Genomic DNA, 20,145 nt, shown 5'->3' with positions numbered 1-20,145 from the left:
GTGGCGCGGATGACGGCGTAGATGGCGTCGCCGTCGCGCTCCGCATCCTCCAGTCGCTTCAGGACCACAGAGGCCACGCCGTTACCGGAGATGGTGCCTTGCGCCTTCTCGTCGAACGCGCGGCAGTGCCCGTCCGGGGAGAAGATCATCCCCTCCTGGTACACGTAGCCCGTGCGCTGCGGCACGGTGATGCGCGTCGCGCCCGCGAGCGCCACGTCGGACAGCCCCGCCAGCAGGTTCTGGCAGGCATGGTGCACGGCCACGAGGCCAGTGGAGCACGCGGTGTAGACGAGCGTGCTCTCACCGGTGAGTCCCAGCTTGAAGGACGTCTTCGTGGCCAGGCTCTCGTGCGTCGCGGTGCCGTACAGCTCGAAGATGGCGGCACCGTCCAGCGGCACCGTCGCGCGCACCGCGTCCGTGTAGCCGGAGTCCGTGGCGCCCGCGTAGAGCGAGATGGCCCCCGGGAAACGCTCCGGGTCGATGCCCGCGTCTTCCAGCGCGCCCCACGCGCACTGCAGGAAGAGGCGCTGCTGCGGGTCCATCCACTGCGCCTCGCGCAGGGACATGTCGAAGAAGGCGTGGTCGAACCGGTCCACGTCGTCCAGCACGCCGGCCGCGGGGACGAAGTTCGGGTGCTGCCACAGCTCCATGCCGTCGGGCAGGCCCGGCATGTGCTCCAGCTCGTCGGCGGAGAACCGGGAGATGGACTCGACGCCCTCGCGCAGGTTGCGCCAGAACTCCTGCACGGACGCGGCGCCGGGGAAGCGGCCCGCCATGCCGATGATGGCAATGGAGCCCGAGCCCTTCTCGGACGGACGGGTGTCACGCGGACGGTGGCCGGGCGCGGGCTCCTGGGTGGCCGTGCCCGCGGCCTCGCGCTCCATGCGGGCGGCGAGGTCATGGACGGTGGGGTGCTCGAAGAGCCACACCACGGGCAGCTCGCGCTTCAGCTCTTCGCGCAGGCGCGCGGCGATGCGGACCACGGACAGCGACGTGCCGCCCAGCTCCTCGAAGAGGTGGTCGTGCACGCCGACGCGGTCGGCGCCCAGCTCCCGCGCGTAGAGCGCGGCGATCTGCTGCTCCAGCGGATTGGCGGGCTCCACGAAGCGGCCCAGGCGGCCGGTGGACGCGGCGTCCGGCGCGGGCAGCGCCTTGCGGTCCACCTTGCCGCTGGGGTTGAGCGGCAGCACGGGCAGCGTCACGAAGATGGACGGCACCATGTACTCGGGCAGCTGCTGGCGCAGCTCCGTGCGGAGCGTGGCCGCGTCCAGCGACTGGCCCTCGCGGGGCATGGCGTACGCCACCAGCCGCTTGTCGCCGGACACGTCCTCGCGGACCACCACGGCGGCCTCGTACACGGCGGGGAGGGCGCGCAGGGCGGCCTCCACCTCGGACAGCTCGATGCGGAAGCCCCGCACCTTCACCTGGTGGTCGATGCGGCCGAGGAATTCCAGCAGCCCGTCGGGACGCCAGCGGACGAGGTCGCCCGTGCGGTAGAGGCGCTCGCCGGGCGCGGTGGAGAACGGGTCTGGGATGAAGCGCTCGGCGGAGAGGTCCGGGCGCGAGACGTAGCCCTGGGCCAGGCCGTCGCCGCCAAGGAGCAGCTCACCCGCCACGCCCACGGGCACCGGCTGCTGCCGCGCGTCCACCACGTACACGCGCGTGTTCGCGAGCGGCCTGCCGATGGAGACGGACGTACCCACCTGCTCGGGCCGCTCCAGCGTGAAGCTGGTGGCGATGACGGAGACCTCGGTGGGGCCGTAGCCATTGGTGACGGGATTGCCCACCACCTCCAGCGCACTACGAGCGTGCGTCACGGAGAGCACGTCTCCGCCCGAGTGGATGGCCTTCAGCCGGCGGAGGATGTCCGGCCGGTGCTCCGCGAGCTGGGAGAACAGGCCCGCGGACATGTGCATGAAGGTGACGCCGTGGCGCTCCACCACTTGGCCCAGCGTGTCCAGGTCACTGGGCAAGGCCTTCGCGGGGAAGATGACGAGCGGGTTGCCGTGCAGCAGCGGAATCCACATCTCCATGACGGAGCCGTCGAAGGAGATGGGCGCCAGGAGGAGGCCCGTGTCCCCCCGCCGGCCGAAGCCGAGGTAGGGCTCACTGTGGACGAGGCGCAGGACGCCCCGGTGCGGCACGGCCACGCCCTTCGGCCGGCCCGTGCTGCCCGACGTGAAGATGACGTAGGCGACGTGGCCCGGCTTGATGTCCAACGGGAGCGGCGTGGCCGGCTGCGACTCCAGCGACAGCTCGTCGGCGAAGAGGCAGGGCAGCGACTCATCCGACAGGTGGAGCTGCGCGCGCAGGGTGCGCGAGGTGAGCAGCAGCCGGGGCCGCGCGTCCTCCACCATGAAGCCGAGCCGCTGCGCCGGGTACGCGGGGTCCAACGGGACGTATGCGCCGCCCGCCTTGAGGATGGCCAGCAGCGAGACCATGAGCTCGAGGCCGCGCTCCAGGCTCACGGCGACGCGCGAGTCCGGGCCCACGCCGTGCGAGCGCAGCAGGTGCGCCAGCTGGTTGGCCCTGGCTTCGAATTGCCCGTAGGTGAGGCGCTGGTCGCCGTACTCCAGGGCGATGGCGTCCGGGCGCAGCGCGGCCTGGCGCGCGAAGGCCTCGGGGATGGTGATGGCGGGGTACGGACGGGTGGTGTCGTTCCAGGCGACGACGACCTGCTGGCGCTCCTCGGGCGTGAGGAGCGGCAGGGTGGCCAGCGGCCGGTCCGGCGTGGAGACGGCGGCCTCCAGCAGCGTGCGCAGGTGGCCGGCGAGGCGGGCCACCGTGGAGGTCTCGAACAGGTCGGTGCTGTACTCGATGACGCCGCGCAGTCCGTCGGGTGACTCGGCGAGCATGAGGCCCAGGTCGAACCGGGCGGTGGCGTTGTCCACCTCCAGCGGGCGCATCGTGAGGCCCGGCACCCGAAGCTCTTCGGTGGGCGCGTTCTGCAGGGCGAAGATGACCTGCACCAGCGGGTTGCGACTCATGTCACGCGGGACGTTCAGCTCCTCGACGAGCTTCTCGAAGGGCAGGTCCTGGTGCTCGAAGGCGGCCAGGGTGGTGTCCCGCACCTGGCCGAGCAGCGCGCGGAACGAGTCCTCCGGACGCACGCGGCCGCGGAGCACCAGCGTGTTGACGAAGAAGCCGACCAGCCCCTCCAGCTCGCCCTGGCGGCGACCGGCGATGGGCGAGCCGACGAGCAGCTCCTCCTGCCGGCTGTAGCGCGACAGCAGCACCTGCCACGCGGCGAGCAGCGCCATGAAGGGCGTGGTGCGCTCCTGACGCGCGAGGGTAAGCAGGCGGACCACCAGCTCGCGGGGGAGGTGCACGGGCAGCAGCGCGCCGCGCGGGGTGCGCACGGCGGGGCGGACCTTGTCCGTGGGCAGCTCCAGGACTTGAGGCGCCCCGACGAGCTGCTCCTTCCACCACGCGACTTCACGCGCGAGCACGTCGCCCTGGAGCCACCCACGCTGCCACGCGGCGAAGTCCGCGTACTGCACGGGCAGCGACGGCAGCATGGGCGCCTTGCCGGAGGCGAAGGCCTCGTAGCCCGCGGCCACCTCGCGAATCATGACTGCGATGGACCACCCGTCCGAGACGATGTGGTGCATGACGAGCAGCAGGACGTGGTGCTCCGCGTCCAGTCGCAACAGCCGCGTGCGCAGCAGCGGACCCGCGCCCAGGTCGAAGGGCTGGCTGGCCTCCTCGGTGGAGAGCCGCAGGGCCTCGGCCTCGCGCGACTCCGCGGGAGTGGCTTCCAGGCTGGTGACGGGCAGCGTCCAGGCGGCGTGCGGGTGGAGGACCTGGACGGGCTGACCCTCCTTCATCGCGAACGTCGCGCGGAGGGCCTCGTGGCGGCCGACGAGGTGCTCCAGCGCGCGGCGCAGCGCCTCGGAGTCGAGCGTGCCATCCAGCCGGAGCGCGCCCACCATGTTGTAGTTGGTGCTCCCGGGCTGGAGTTGGTCGAGCACCCAGAGGCGCTGCTGGGAGAAGGACAGCGGCAGCTCTCCGTCGCGCGGGACGGGCCGCAGCGGCGGCGTCTTCGGCTCCTCGGTGCGGACGAGGAACTGCTCCTCCACGAACTCCGTGACGCGGGCCACGGTGGGAGCGCCGAAGAGGGCGCGCAGGGGCAGCTCCACCTGGAAGGTGGAGCGGAGGCGGGAGATGAGCTGCGTCGCCAGGAGCGAGTGGCCGCCCAGGGCGAAGAAGTCATCGTGCAGGCCCACGCGCTCCACGCGCAGCAGCTCGCGGAAGAGGCTGGCGACGCGCTGCTGGAACGGCGTGAGGCGCTCGGGGACGGCGGGGGCGGACGCGGCGGCCGGAGCGGTGTCCGGCGCCGGCAGGGCCTTGCGGTCCAGCTTGCCGTTGGGCGTGAGGGGCAGAGCGGTGAGCGCGACGAAGGCGGACGGCACCAGGTGCGCGGGCAGCCGCTCCGAGAGGAAGGACTTCAGCGTGGCCGCGTCCGGAGCGGGCGCGCCCGTGACGTAGGCCACGAGCCGCTTGTCACCGGGCACGTCCTCGCGCACCAGCACCAGCGCCTCGCGCACGGAGGGGTGGGCCTTGAGGGCGGACTCCACCTCGCCCGGCTCGATTCGGAAGCCGCGGATCTTCACCTGCGCGTCCAAGCGGCCGGCGAAGTCGAGCGTCCCATCCGCCAGCCAGCGCGCGCGGTCGCCCGTGCGGTACAGCCGCGCTCCCGGCGTGGTGCTGAACGGGTCTGGAATGAAGCGCTCGGCCGTGAGGGCGGGGTGGCCCGGGTAGCCACGGCCCACGCCCTCGCCGCCGATGAACAGCTCGCCGATTACACCGGTGGGCACTGGCTCGCCGTTCCTGTCGAGCACGTACACGCGTGAGCGTGCGAGGGGCCGGCCAATGGGGACCGACACGGCCTCCGCCGCGAGCCCCGCTGCGGAGAAAGTGGTGGCGGCGACGGTGGCCTCGGTTGGGCCGTAGAAGTTCAGCACCCGGCCCCGGAAGCCCGCGCCCACCACGGCGCGCACGGCGCGTGGGTCTCCCGCGTCACCGCCGAAGAGGACGGTGCGCAGCGGGTTGAAGGCACCAGGCTGCTCCCGGGCCACCTCGTTGAAGAGGGCCGAGGTGAGGAGGACGGTGGTGGCGCCCACCTCGCGCAGCTTCTTCGCGAGCTGCGGCGGAGACAGCGTGACGTCGCGCGGGATGATGGACAGCCGCGCCCCGTTGAGCAGCGCACCCCAGATCTCGAACGTCGCCGCATCGAACGACGGCGTGGCCACCTGGGCGATGCAGTCCTCCGGCGTCAGGCGGATGTAGTTCGTGTCCCGGACAAGGTTGACGACGGAGGCCTGCTCCACGCCCGCGCCCTTCGGCGTGCCGGTGGAGCCCGAGGTGTAGAGGACGTACGCGAGCTGTCCCGGAAGGACGGACACGCCCGACAGCGCATTCGAGGGCTGACGGGAGATGATCGGCCACTCCGAATCCAGGCACACCGTGGGCCGCCCGTGCTCGGGCAGCGACGCCAGTGCCGACTGCTGAGCCACCACCGCGGCGGCGCCGGAGTCCTGGAGCATGAAGGCCAGGCGCTGGCGGGGATACGCGGGGTCCAACGGCACGTAGCAGCCGCCGGCCTTGAGGATGCCCAGCATGCCCACGAGCAGCTCGAGCCCGCGCTCCACGCACAGGGCCACGCGCGCCTCGGGCTTCAGCCCCAGTGACAGCAGGTGCCGCGCGAGCTGATTCGCGCGTGCGTCCAATTCCCCGTACGTAAGGGTGCGGCCCTCGTGCTCCACGGCCACCGCACCAGGGGCGCGACGGGCGTGGGACTCGACGAGGGACGGAATGGACTCCGGCGCGGATGCGGCGGACGGCGTCTCGTTCCAGGCGACCAGCACCTGGTGGCGCTCGGCCTCGTCCATCAGCGGCAGGCGGCTGACGCGCACCTTGGCGTCGCGGACCACGGCCTCCAGCAGGACGCGGAAGTGCCGGGCCAGCCGCTCGGCGGTGGCCTCGGAGAAGAGGTCCAGGCTGTACTCCAGCGCGCCCTCCAGGGCTCCGCCGCGCTCCATGAGCGAGAGGCTCAGGTCGAAGCGCGCGGTGTCCGTGACGCTCCGCATGAGGTCCACCTGCACGCCCGGCAGCGACGGCGGCTGCATGGGGGCGTTCTGCAGGGCGAACATCACGTTGAAGAGCGGCGCACGGCCCTCGGTGCGCTCACCGCCGAGCGCCTCCACCAGCCGGTCGAAGGGCACGTCTTGGTGGACGTACGCGGCCAGCGCGGACTCGCGGACGCGATCCACCAGCTCCGCGAAGGTCGGGTCGCCGTCCAGGCGCGTGCGCAGCACCAGCGTGTTGACGAAGAAGCCGATGAGCGGCTCCAGCTCGGACCGGGTGCGGTGGGCGATGGGGCTGCCCACGGCGAAGTCGTCCTGGCCGGAGTAGCGCGCCAGCAGCGTCTCGTAGGCGGCCAGCATCACCATGAAGAGGGTGGCGCCCTGCTCGCGGGCCACCTTCTCCAGCGCGTGGATGAGCTCCTCCGGCAGGGTGAAGAAGTGGCTGGCGCCGCGCAGCGTCCGCGTCGCCGGCCGGCCCGACTCGGCGGGCAGCTCCAGCGTGGGGACGCCCTGGAGGCGCGACTTCAAGGCGTCGAGCTGCGCCTGGATGCCCTCGGACTGAACCCAGCGCCGCTGCCACGTGGCGAAGTCCGCGTACTGCACCGGCAGCGCGGACAGTGGGGAGGGCTGGCCCTCCTGAAGGGCCGAGTACACGGCGGCGACTTCGCGCACCAGCACGCCCATGGACCAGCCGTCCGAGACGATGTGGTGCATGCACAGCAGGAGCACGTGCTCCGCGTCACCCATGCGCACCAGCACCGTGCGCAGGAGCGGCCCCGTGGAAAGGTCGAACGGGTGGTGGGCCTCCTCGGCCATGCGCTTGCTCAGGGCAGCGTCGCGCGTGGACGCGTCCAGGGCGCGCAGGTCCTCCACCGGCAGGGACCACCGCGCGGGCGCGGGGTTGATGACCTGCACGGGCTGGTCGTCACGCGTGGCGAACGTGGTGCGCAGCACCTCGTGACGGCGGACCACTTCCGCGAAGGTGCTCCGCAGCACCTCCACGTCCAGCGCGCCGGTCAGCCGCAGGGCGACCGGGACGTTGTAGACGGCCTGGCCCGGCTGGAGCTGCTCCAGGAACCAGAGGCGCTGCTGCGCGAACGAAAGCGGCAGTGCGGCGTCACGCGGCACGGGCAGCAGCGGCGGCATCTCCGTGCGGGACGCGTGCAGGAGGAGCGCCTCGATGCGCTCCGCGAGCTGCGCCAGCGTGGGTGCCTCGAACAGGGTGCGCAGGGGCAATTCCACGCCGAACTGCGCGCGGACCCGAGTCACCAACTGCGTGGCCAGCAGCGAGTGGCCGCCCAGCTCGAAGAAGTCGTCGTGCGGGCCCACGCGCTCCACGCGGAGCACCTCGCGGTACAGGGCCGCGAGCTGCTGCTGGAGAAGGGGCAGGGCGCTCTCGTCCGTGGCCTCGGAGTCCGCGGGCGACAGGTCCGGCGCGGGCAGGGCGCGGCGGTCCACCTTGCCGTTGGGCGACAGCGGCAGCGACGCCAGCGCGACGAACGCGGAGGGCACCATGTACTCCGGCAGGTGCCGACGCAGGTGCTCGCGCAGCGCGCCGGTGTCCGCGTCCGCGGGCGTCACGTACGCGACGAGCCGCTTGTCACCGGGCACGTCCTCGCGCACCACGGCGGTGGCCTCGGCCACGGCGGAGTGCAGGCGCAGCGCGGCCTCGACTTCGCCCAACTCGATGCGGAAGCCACGCACCTTCACCTGGAAGTCCACGCGGCCCAGGAACTGGAGCGTCCCATCCGCGAGCCACCGCACCCGGTCTCCGGAGCGGTACAGGCGCGCGCCCGGAGTCGTCGAGAACGGATTCGGCACGAAGCGCTCGGCGGTGAGCGCGGAGTGGCCCAGGTAGCCCCGGGCCAGGCCGTCGCCGCCGATGAACAGCTCACCCGGCACGCCCACGGGCGCGGGGCGCAGCGCCTCGTCCAGGACGTACGCCCGCGTGTTGGCGATGGGCCGGCCAATGGACACGGAGTCACCGACGGCATCACCGGGCGACAGCCGATGCGTCGCGGTGAAGGTGGTGCTCTCGGTGGGGCCGTAGCCGTTGATGATGGACTGTCCCCGCGCCAGCCGCTCGCGCACGCGCGGCACCGGCAGCACGTCGCCACCAGCCAGGAGCTGCGGCACCCGCGCCAGCGCCTCCGGCTGGTGCTGCTGCATCTGGTCGAACAGGGCCGCGGTCAGCCACAGCACGGAGACTCCATGGCGGACGAGCGCCTGTCCCAGCTCCGCCAGGTCCGGAGTCCCCTGCGGGTAGAGCACCAGCCGCGCGCCGTGTAGCAGCGCGCCCCACAGCTCCAGGGTGGACGCGTCGAAGGCCAGCGGCGCGAGCTGGAGCACCACCTCGGCGGGCCCCAGGTTCACGAAGCGCGAGCCGATGAGCAGGCGCACCACGCCGCGGTGAGGAATGGCGACGCCCTTGGGTGTACCCGTCGAGCCGGAAGTGTACGTGACGTATGCGAGGTGCTCCGGGCCCACGGTGACGTCCACCGGGTGCGCGGGCTGGCGGGCAATCCGCTCCCATTCGGAGTCCAGGGACACGAGGGGCTGTGAGCCCGCGGGCAGCTCGTCCTCCAGCGACTGCTGGGTGAGCACCGCGGCGACGCCCGAGTCCTCGAACATGAACGCCAGGCGCTGCGACGGATACGACGGGTCGAGCGGCACGTAGGCGCCGCCGACCTTGAGGATGCCCAGCACGCCCACCACCAGCTCCAGGCTCCGGTGCAGGCAGACGCCCACGCGCGACTCGGCGCCAATGCCGAGCGAGCGAAGGTGATGCGCGAGCTGGTTCGAGCGCGCGTCCAGCTCGGCGTAGGTGAGGGTGCGGCCCTCGTGCTCCACGGCCACGGCCCCGGGAGTGCGCCGGGCCTGCTCGGTGAAGAGGGCGTGAATCGTGGCATCGGCCGGGTACTCGGCGCGGGTGTCGTTCCAGGCCACGAGGACCTGGTGCCGCTCGCGCTCGTCCATGAGCGGCAGCTCGCTGAGGCGCTGCTCGGAAGCTCCCCGGGCCACGGCCTCCAGAAGCACGCGGAGGTGGTCCACCATGCGCCGGGCGGTATCCGGCGTGAAGAGGTCCAGGCTGTACTCGAGCTGGCCCTCCAGCACGCCCCCGCGCTCCGTCATCGCGAGCGTCAGGTCATACCGGGACGTCTCCGTGGCGAGCGGAAGCACGCGCACGTCGAGGCCCGGCAGCGCGGGCGCCTCCAGCGGCGTGTTGAGGAGGACGAAGAGCGTCTGGAACAGCGGCGTGCGGGACAGGTCCCGCTCCCCGCCGAGCGCCTCCACGAGGCGGTCGAAGGGGACGTCCTGATGGGCGAAGGCGCCCAGGGTCTCTTCGCGCACGCGGCCGACGAGGCTCGCGAAGGTCGGATCCCCGTCGAGCTTGCAGCGCAGCGCCACCGGGTTGACGAAGAAGCCGATGAGGTCTTCCAGCTCGGGCCGCTCACGGTGGCCCACCGAGGTGCCGACGCAGAAGTCCCGCTGGCCCGAGTAGTGCGCCAGCAGCGCCTGCCACCCGGCCATCAGCACCATGAACAGCGTGGCGTTCTGCGTCCGACCCACGCTCTCCAGTCCGGCAATCAGCCCCGCCGGGAGGCTGAAGAAGTGCGTGCCTCCGCGAAGGCTCCGCGAGGCGGGCCGCGCCTGGTCCGTGGGCAGCTCCAGCACCGGAGCGTCCTGGAGGTGGGCCCGCCACCACTCCAACTGCGGCGCCAGCGCGTCGCCCTCCAGCGAGCGCCGCTCCCACGCCGCGTAGTCCGCGTACTGCACCGGCAGCGAGGGCAGCACCGCCTCGCGGTCCTGCGCCAGGGCCCCGTACAGCGCGGCCACTTCACGCACCAGCACGCCCATGGACCAGCCGTCCGACACGAGGTGGTGCATGCACAGCACCAGCACGTGCTCCTCTGCGCCGGAGTGCAGCAGCACCGTGCGCAGCAGCGGGCCGTGCTCCAGGTCGAAGGCGCGGTGCGCCTCCTCGCTCATGCGCCGCTGCACGGCGGCCTCGCGCGCGGCGGGCTCCAGCGCGCTCAGGTCCTCCACCGGCAGGGTCCACTCGGCCGGAGCCGCATGAATGACCTGCACGGGCCGGCTGTCACGCGTGGCGAAGGTGGTGCGCAGCGCCTCGTGGCGGCGGACCACTTCCGCGAAGGTGCGGCGCAGCACGTCCACCTTCAGGGGCCCGCGCAGGCTGAGCGCGGCCGGCATGTGGAAGGCGGCCTGTCCCGGCTGGAGCTGCTCCATGAACCAGAGCCGCTGCTGCGCGTAGGAGACCTCCAGCGCATCGCCGGACGAGCGGGACACCCGCTCCAGGGGCGGCAGCGCGACCCCGGGCTTCGCCGCGTCGATGCGCGCCGCGAGGCGGGCCACGGTGGGGGCCTCGAAGAACGCGCGGAGGGGCAACTCCACGCCGAGCTGCGCGCGCAGTCGCGTCACCACCTGGGTGGCCAGCAGCGAGTGCCCACCGAGGACGAAGAAGTCGTCGTGCGGGCCCACGCGCTCCACGCGGAGGACCTCGCGGAACAGCGCGGCCAGCTGCTGCTCCCGAGGCGAACGGGGCTCGGCGAAGTCCGTCGAAGCACCCGAGGCGACCGGCGCCGGCAGGGCCTTGCGGTCCACCTTGCCGTGGGACGACAGGGGCAGGGCCGCGAGCGGCACGAAGGCCGACGGCACCATGTACTCGGGCAGGCGCTCGCGCAGCGACTCGCGCAGGCTCGTGAGGTCCGCGTCCGCGGGCACGACGTAGGCCACGAGGCGCTTGTCGCCGGGCACGTCCTCGCGGACGACGACCGCGGCCTCGCTGATGTTGGTGTGCGCGCGCACAGCGGCTTCGATTTCGCCCAGCTCGATGCGGTAGCCGCGCACCTTCACCTGCGAGTCCATGCGGCCGAGGAACTCCAGCGTGCCGTCCGGAAGCCAGCGCACGCGGTCTCCCGAGCGGTACAGCCGCGTGCCAGGAATGGAGCAGAACGGGTGGGGCAGGAAGCGCTCGGCGGTGAGCGCGGGGCGGCCCAGGTAGCCCCGGGCCAGACCGTCACCGCTGATGAACAGCTCGCCGGGCACGCCCACGGGCACGGGGCGCAGCGCCTCGTCGAGCACGTAGACCTGCGTGTTGGCGATGGGCCGGCCGATGGAGACGGAACCGACCACGGCGTCGCCCGGCGACAGCCGGTGGACGGTGGTGATGGTGGTGCTCTCGGTGGGGCCGTAGGCGTTGACGAGCGTGCCTCCCGCCGCCAGTCGCTCCCGCGCACGGGGCACGGGCATCACATCGCCACCCGTGAGGACCTGCGTCACCCGGGCCAGGGCCTCAGGCTGGTGCTGCTGCATCAGGTCGAAGAGGGCCGTGGAACTGACGACGGTCGTCACCTCATGCCGGGTGATGAGCCGCGCCAGTTCCGCCACGTCGGGCGTGTGGGGCGGGGCGAGGATCAGCCGCGCGCCGTGCAGCAGCGCGCCCCAGACTTCCAGCGTGGACGGGTCGAACGTCAGCGGGGAGACCTGGAGGACGACCTCCTCCGGTCCGAAGCGAATGAAGTCCGTGCCGAACAGCAGGCGCAGCACACCCCGGTGAGGCACGCCGACGCCCTTGGGCATGCCCGTCGAGCCGGAGGTGTACGTGACGTACGCGAGGCTGTCCGAGAGCGCCGGGGCCACCACGTCATGCGCGGAGTGCCGCGCCACGAGCGCCCATTCGAAGTCCAGGCACACGATGGGCCGCGAGCCCGAGGGCAGTACGGGCACCAGCGACTGCTGCGTGAGGATCGCGGAGAGACCCGAGTCCTCGCAGATGAAGGCGAGGCGCTGCGCCGGGTACGCCGGGTCGAGCGGCACGTAGCAGCCGCCCGCCTTGAGGATGCCCAGCACGCCCACCATCAGCTCCAGGCTCCGGGTGGCGCATACGCCGATGCGCGGCTCCGTCCCCAGGTCCATGGACAGCAGGTGCCGCGCGAGCTGGTTCGAGCGCGCGTCCAGCTCGGCGTAGGTGAGGGTGCTGTCCCCGAAGCACACGGCCACGGCGTCGGGAGTGCGCCGGGCCTGCTCGGTGAAGCGCTGGTGCACGGTGGCGTCGGACGGGAAGTCCGTGCGCGTGTCGTTCCAGGCGACGAGGACCTGCTGGCGCTCGGCCTCGCCCATCAGTGGCAGCTCGCTGAGCCGCCGCTGCGCGTCCTCCGCGATGCCCCGGAGCAGGCGCTGGAAGTGCTCCGCCATGCGCCGCGCGGTGTCCGCCGTGAAGAGGTCCAGGCTGTATTCGAGCTGGCCTTCCAGGGCTCCGTCGCGCTCCATGAGCGACAGCGTCATGTCGAACTTGGACGTCTCCGTGGCGCTCGGCAGCAGCTCCACCCGCATGCCCGGCAGCGACGGAGGCTGGATGGGCGCGTTCTGGAGCACGAAGAGGGACTGGAAGAGCGCGGTGCGAGAGAGGTCCCGCTCGCCGCCCAGCGCCTCCACGAGACGGTCGAAGGGCACGTCCTGGTGGGCGAAGGCGCCCAGGGACTCCTCGCGCACGCGGGCCAGCAGCCCCGTGAAGGTCGGGTCACCGGCGAGGTTGCAGCGCAGCGCCAGCGTGTTGACGAAGAAGCCGATGAGCCCTTCCAGCTCCGGCCGCGTGCGGTGCGCCACGGGCGTGCCCACGCAGAAGTCCGTCTGTCCCGAGTAGCGCGCCAGCAGCGTCTGCCACCCGGCCATCAGCACCATGAACAACGTGGCGCCGTGGCCCTGGCCCACCTTGTCGAGCGACGTCACCAGCGACGGAGGCACGGTGAAGAAGTGCGTCGCACCGCGCAGGGAGCGCACGGCCGGGCGCACGGAGTCGGTCGGCAGCTCCAGCGCCGGCACGTTGCGCACGCGCGAGCGCCACCACTCCAGCTGCGTCGCGAGCGCCTCGCCCTCCAGCACCCGGCGCTGCCAGGCGGCGTAGTCGGCGTACTGCACGGGCAGGCCAGGCAGCACCGCCTCGCGGCCCTGCGCCAGCGCCTCGTACAGCGCGGCCACTTCGCGCACCAGCACACCCATGGACCAGCCATCCGAGACGATGTGGTGCATGTTCAGCACCAGCACGTGCTCGTCCGGCCCCGAGCGCAGCAGCACCGTGTGCAGCAGCGGGCCGTGCTCCAGGTCGAAGGCACGGTGAGCCTCGTCGCGCAGGCGCCGCTGTACGGTGGCGTCGCGCACGGAGGGCTCCAGCGCGCTCAGGTCCTCCACGGGCAGGGGCCACTCGGCCGGAGCCGCATGGATGCGCTGCATGGGCTGACCGTCGCGGGAGACGAAGGTGGTGCGCAGCGCCTCGTGGCGGCGGACCACTTCCGCGAAGGTGCGGCGCAGCACGTCCACCTTCAGCGCGCCCGACAGCCGCAGGGCCACGGGGATGTTGTACGCGGCCTGTCCCGGCTGGAGCTGCTCCAGGAACCACAGTCGCTGCTGCGCGAAGGACACAGCCTGGGTGTCCTCGGAACCGGACGCGCGCGGCAGCCGCTCCAGGGGCGGTGCCTCGGCGGAGACGCGGGACGACGAGCCCTGCATCGCCTGGACGCGCTCGGCGAGGCGGGCCACGGTGGGGGCCTCGAAGACGGAGCGCAGGGACAGCTCCACCTTGAGCTGCGCGCGCAGCCGCGTCACCACCTGCGTGGCCAGCAGCGAGTGACCACCCAGGGCGAAGAAGTCGTCATTCGCGCCCACGCGCGTCTGGCCGAGGACCTCGGTGAAGATGCGGGCCACGGCCTCCTCGGCGGGCGTCCGCGGGGCGACGTACTCGTCCTCGATGACGAGCCGGTCCGCCTCGGGCGCGGGCAGCGCGCCACGGTTCACCTTGCCGCTGGGAGTCAGCGGCAGGGACGGCAGCACCACGAACGCGGAGGGCACCATGTGCGGCGGCAGCTTCTCCACCAGTGCCTGGCGGATGCGCGCCACCTCGCGGGCGCTCCGGGCCCCGCGCAGCGGGTCGTTCGTCAGCCGCTCCAGCGCCCCGGCCTGCTCCCGAGCCTCCGGCATCAGGTCCACCGCCGCGCCTTCACCCGGACGCGCGAACACCACGTCCACCGAGCCGTCCGCGTACGCGGACGCCCAGCTCACCCGCACCTCGTACCCGAGCGCCCCTCCGAGCGCGTACAGGTCCTCCGGCTCCACGCCGCGAGGACCCGGCCAGTCCCGGAGCACCTCACGCAGCGCGGCCACCGTGGGCGGCCGGCCGGAGCCCGTCAGCAGGTCGACGAGGCGCGCATCATCCAGCACGCGCGCGTTCGGCAGCCGCCGCGCGGCGAGCATCGCGGGCTTCGACTCCAGCCGCTCGCGCAGCGCTTCCAGCGTGAGGCCGCTGCCATCCACCCACTCGGGCTGGACGGACGTGCTCGCGGCGTCACCCACGTGGAGGATGACCTCGTAGCGGAAGCGGCTCAGCTCGTTGTCATAGCGGGCGTGCTTGGGCAGCACCTCCACGCGGGAGATGCCCGGAATCTGCTGGACAAGCGCGGTGAAGAACGAAGGGGAGACGACCAGCTCCTCCTCGGCCAGCACGTCGCGCTGCACGCGGTACAGGAGCTGCGCGGAGGACAGGTTCGACGGCGCGCGGTGCAGGCGGATGGACGCGCGGAAGGCGTTCAGCAGCGCCAGGTTGCGCACGTCGCCCAGGAAGATGCGGCCGCCAGGGCGCACCGCCTTCACGGCGCCGCGAATCACCTGGAGCAGGTAGTCCCCGCTGGGGAAGTACTGGAGCACCGAGTTGCAGATGACGGTGTCGAACGAGCCCGGTTCGATGCCGGTGAGGTCATCGACCGAGCGGTGCAGCAGCTTCACGGAGGCGAGCGACTCGCCCAGGCGCTCACGCTGGCGCTCGATGCGGTCCAGCGCCGGCTTCGCGAAGTCGATGCCCCAGTACGCCTCGCAGCGCGGGGCCAGCCGGTACAGGAGCAGGCCGGTGCCGCACCCCAGCTCCAGGATGCGCCGGGGCTTCAGCGCGAGAATCTGCCGCACGGTGGTGTCCACCCACTCGCGCATCTGCGCGGCCGGCAGCGCGTCGCCTGTGTAGCTGTCGTTCCAGCCGGAGATGTCGAACGTCGCGTCTTCGCTGCGCGAGCCCTCCGTGTACGTCTCGTCGTAGACGGCCTTCCACTGCGACGTCTGGTCCACCGGACCCGCGTCCTTCAGGTCCCCGAGCACCAGGTACGCCGCCAGCCGCTTGTCGCCGGGCGAGTCCTCGCGCGCCATCACCACCGCCTCGCGCACGGACGGATGAGTGGTGAGCGTGGACTCGATTTCCCCCAGCTCGATGCGGAAGCCGCGGATCTTCACCTGGTTGTCGATGCGGCCCAGGTACTCCAGGTCGCCCGACGGCAGGCGCCGCGCCAGGTCGCCCGCGCGGTACAGCTTGCGTCCGGGCACCGGCCCGAAGCGGTCCTCCACGAAGCGCGCGGCGGTCAGCTCCGGGCGGCGCAGGTAACCGCGCGCCACGCCGTATCCGCCGACATGAATCTCTCCGGGCACGCCCACCGGCACCGGCTGGCCGGACGGGTCCAGCAGATAGATCTGCAGGTCCGGAATGGGGCAGCCGATGACGCTGGACCACGGGCGGTCCAGGTCCGCCATCCGCACCGGTCGGTATGTTACGTGGACCGTCGTTTCCGTGATGCCGTACATGTTGACGAGCGTCGGGCGCTCGTCGCCGTGCCGCTCGAACCACGGGCGCAGCGCGGCCAGGTCCAGCGCCTCGCCGCCGAAGATGACGTAGCGCAGGGCCAGGGCCGGCACCTCGCCCATCGCGGCGGCCTGCTGCTCGGCATGGATGAGCTGGCGGAAGGCGGTGGGCGTCTGGTTGAGGACGGTGACGGCCTCATCGGCCAGCAGCTTGTGGAAGGCCTCGGGCGAGCGGCTCACCCAGTAGGGCACCACCACCAACCGGCCACCGTAGAGCAGCGCGCCCCACAGCTCCCAGACGGAGAAATCGAACGCGTACGAGTGGAACAGGGTCCACACGTCCTGCGGCCCGAAGCTGAACCAATGGTCCGAGGCCGTGAAGAGGCGCACCACGTTGTCGTGCTGCACCATGCAGCCCTTGGGGCGGCCGGTGGAGCCCGAGGTGTAGATGACGTAGGCCAGGTCCGTCGGCGCGTTGCACCGGGGCGGACGGGGGGCGCTGGTGCCGGTCTCGAACACCGCGTCGATGCGCACCACGGCGGCGTCACCGGACGCGGGCACGCGGTCCTCCAGCGAGGACTGCGTCACCAGGACCGGAGCCTGGGCGTCCTCCAGCATGAAGGCGAGCTGCTCGCGCGGGTACGACGGGTCGATGGGCAGGTACGCGCCGCCGGCCTTGAGGATGCCCAGCAGCGTGACGACGAGGTCCAGGCCGCGCTCCAGGCACACGCCCACGAGCACGTCCGGGCCCACGCCGTGGCGGAGCAGGACATGGGCCAGCTTGTTGGCGCGCGCGTCCAGCTCCCGGTACGTGAGGTGCTTCGCCTCGAAGGTGACGGCGATGGCGTCCGGCGTGCGGTCCACCTGCGCCTCGAAGCGCTCCACCAGGGTGCCGTCACGAGGCGCGTCCACGCGCGGGTTCCACGCGTGCAGCACTTGCTGGCGCTCGGCCTCCGGCATCAGGGGCAGCTCGGTGAGGCGCTGGGACGGGGCCTCCACCATGCCGCCGATGACCACCTCCAGGTGGCCCAGCAGCCGGTCGATGGTCTCCGCGTCGAAGAGGTCTGTGGCGTACTTGCAGCCGATGAGCAGGCCGTTGGGGCCGTGGGCGGCCTCGAAGGTCAGGTCCAGCTCCGTGGTGCGGTTGTCCAGCAGCGCCACGTCCACCGTCAGCCCGTTGCCCGCGGGCAGGTCGTGCGGGATGTCGTAGTCGTCGAGGACGAAGGCGATGTTGTACAGCTCGCGCCGCTGCGAGCCGGGCTGCACCGCCGCGAGCACGTGGTCGAACGGGCAGTGGCCGTGCGTCAGCGCGCCCAGCGTGCTCGCCTTCACCGCCGCGAGCAGCCCCGTCACCGTGGCCTCGGACGGCAGGCGCACGCGCAGCGGAACGAAGTTGGTGCAGTCACCCACCAGCGAGCGGATGCCCGGCACGTCGCGGCCGGAGATGGCCGAGCCGAGCACGAAGTCGGACTGGCCGCTCCAGCGGTGCAACACGGTGGACAGCGCGGACACCACGCACATGAACGGCGTGGCGCCCTCGCGCCGGCCCAGCGCGTGCAGCTTCGTCATCAGCGACGCGGGCAGCACGCGGGAGCGACGGGCCCCGTGGAAGGACAGCCGAGGCGGCCGGGGCCTGTCGGTGGGGAGGGCCAGCAGCGACGGTGCGTCCGCGAGCGCCTGGCGCCACCACGTCAGCTCCTTGCCCAGCGCCTTCGGGGTGAGGTGGGCGCGCTGCCACGCGGAGAAGTCCGCGTACTGGAGCTCGGGCTCGGGCAGGGGAGAGGGGCGGCCTTCGGCGAAGGCGGCGTGCAGGGTGGCCAGCTCGCGCACCAGCAGGCCCACGGACCAGCCGTCCGCGATGAGGTGGTGGACGGAGACGATGAGGACATGGTCCTCCGGCGCGAAGCGCAGCAGCGAGCAGCGCAGTAGCGGGCCGGTGGACATGTCCATCGACTGCCGCCCGTCGAGGCCGCCCTGCTTGTCGAGCACGAACTGGCGTGCCTCGGGCGGCTGGTCCGTCACGTCCACCTGGGGCAGCGGCACGGGGGCCGGTGGCTGGACGTGCTGAACCAGCTCGCCGTTATGGGAGCTGAAGGTGGTGCGCAGCACCTCGTGACGCCGCACCAGCTCCGCCAGTGCGCGCTCCAGCGCGGTGACGTCCAGCGGGCCGCGAAGCGAGAGGGCCAGGGGGATGTGGTAGGCGGTGGAGCTCGGCTCGAGCTGCTGGATGAACCACAGCCGCTGCTGGGCGAAGGACGCGGGGATGGCGCCCGTCCCATCCTGGCGACGGCGGAGGGGCGGCAACGACGGAGCACCGGCACCACGCGAGAGCGACTCCGCGAGCCCTCTCAGGCTCAGGTCCTGGAGCAGGGCGGCGGCGGAGACGCGCAGGCCCAGCCGCTTCTCGATGCGCGCCTGGAGGTCCGCGGCGGCGAGCGAGTCCATGCCGAGCCGCGTGAGCGGCGCGTCCGCGTCGTGCCGCGCGGCATCCGGTCCGAGCACCGCGACGAGCTCCTCACGCAGCGCCTGTTCGAGCTCGGCGACCGCCGGCTCGACTGTCGCGGGGGAAGCACCATTCCCGGCAGGGCCCGAGGTGGCCGCGCCTTCGCTCGTGCGCGCGGCCGCGTCCGTCGTTGACGGTGACACCGCCGCATCCGTGCGCCACAGCACGGACAGCTCCCCCGACACGAGCGCCGCGCGGCTGGCGAAGCGCTGGATCTTCCCGCTCGACGTCTTGGGCACGGCGCCCGGAGGCAGCAGCGCAATCGTGTGCGGCTGCACCTCCAGCTCGCGCGCAATCGCCTGTCGCACCGTGTCCGCGACGGCCTCCAGCACAGTGGGGTCCGCGGCCTCGGCCAGCTCCCGGCCTACCTCCGCCACCACCGCGAGCGCCTCGCCCGCAGGCGTCTCCACGGAGAAGGCCGCCACGCCGCCCGGCCGCACGCGCTTGTGCGCGCGCTCCACCACGGCCTCCACGTCCTGCGGGTACAGGTTCCGCCCGCGCAGGATGATGAGGTCCTTTCGCCGGCCCGTGACGATGAGCTGGCCGTCCTCCAGCAGCAGCCCCAGGTCTCCGGTGCGCAGGTACTTCGGCCCGTCCTCCGCGCCGACGGGGACGGCCTGGAACGTCTCCACGCTCTGCTCCGGCTTGCGCCAGTAGCCCCGCGCGACGCTTCCACCGGACACCCAGATCTCCCCCACGTTGCCCGGCGTGCACGGCACGCGGGACTCGGGGTCCACCACGAGCAGGCGCTGCTCGGCCAGCGTCAGGCCGCAGCCGACATGCGGCCGAGTCCCCGCCGCGCCAACTTCCGCGTGCACGGCCCGGCCTCGCGTGAGCGCGGCGTCTTCCAGCAGGTGCACGCGCGGAACGCGGCCCTTCTCCTCACCGGTGACGATGAGGGTGCCCTCGGCCAGGCCGTAGCACGGGTAGAAGGCCTCGCGGCGGAAGCCGCTGGGTGCGAACACCTCGGCGAAGCGCTCCAGCGTCGCGGCGCGGATGGGCTCCGCGCCGCAGAACGCCACCTCCCACGTGCTCAAGTCCAACGCCTGCACTTCCTCCGGCGTCGCGCGGCGCGCGCACAGCTCGAAGGCGAAGTTCGGCCCGCCGCTGATGGTGCCCTTGAAGCGGGACACGGCCTCCAGCCAACGCATGGGACGCTGGAGGAAGGACATGGGCGACATGAGCGCGACGGGGAAGCCCGCATACAGCGGCTGGAGGATGCCGCCGATGAGACCCATGTCGTGATACGGCGGCAGCCAGATGACGCCCGTGCTGTCTTCGCGCACCTGGAACGCGTTGGCGATGAGCCCCAGGTTGTGAAGCAGGTTGGCGTGAGACAGCATCACGCCCTTGGGCGTGCCCGTGGAGCCGGATGTGTATTGGAGGAACGCCAGCGAGTCCGGGCTCACGTCCGGCTCGCGATACATGGTCTCTCCGCCCGCGGGCAGCTCATCCGTGGCCAGCCACTGCAGCGCGCGGAAGTCCGGCGCCTGCTCGAAGACGAAGTCCGCGAGCGCGAGGATGCCGGAGGTGGTGAGCACCACCGTGGCCTCCGCGTCCTGGATGATGGCGCGCAGCCGGGGAAGCGTGCGCTCCAGCCGCACCGGGTCCGGCGGATACGCGGGCACCGCCACCGCACCGGCGTAAAGGCAGCCGAAGAAGCCCGCGACGTAGTCGAGCCCCGGCGGATACAGCAGCAATACACGCTGTCCCACGGCCCCGCGCGCCTGCAACACGGCGGCGATGCGACGCGCTCGCTCATGCAACTCGAGTGCGCTCAGCGAGACTTCTTCACCGTCGGAGTCGCCGAGAAACGTGTACTGGCGCTCGTGGGCCTTCGTCCCGGTAGCGCGATGGACCAGGACGTCGTTGAGAGTTTGGGGGGTGTGCGAGGGCATGGGTGCGGCGCTCTTCCGTCCAGTT

1 protein-coding gene (running past one end of the window) is annotated in these 20,145 nt (G+C 72.2%); it reads right to left on the bottom strand.

Annotated elements, in window-relative coordinates:
- Positions 1-20,120, bottom strand: the beginning of a protein-coding gene (locus G4D86_RS24910) for a non-ribosomal peptide synthase/polyketide synthase (RefSeq protein ID WP_163996512.1). It extends 23,182 nt beyond the left edge of the window; the window shows 20,120 of its 43,302 coding nt (coding positions 1-20,120); the start codon lies at positions 20,118-20,120; its stop codon lies beyond the left edge, outside the window.
- Positions 20,121-20,145 lie beyond the last annotated feature (25 nt).

This window comes from Pyxidicoccus caerfyrddinensis (assembly GCF_010894405.1).
Lineage (GTDB): Bacteria > Myxococcota > Myxococcia > Myxococcales > Myxococcaceae > Myxococcus > Myxococcus caerfyrddinensis.
The sequence above is the reverse complement of the archived record's forward strand: the minus strand, read 5'-3'. Positions and strand labels throughout refer to the sequence as shown.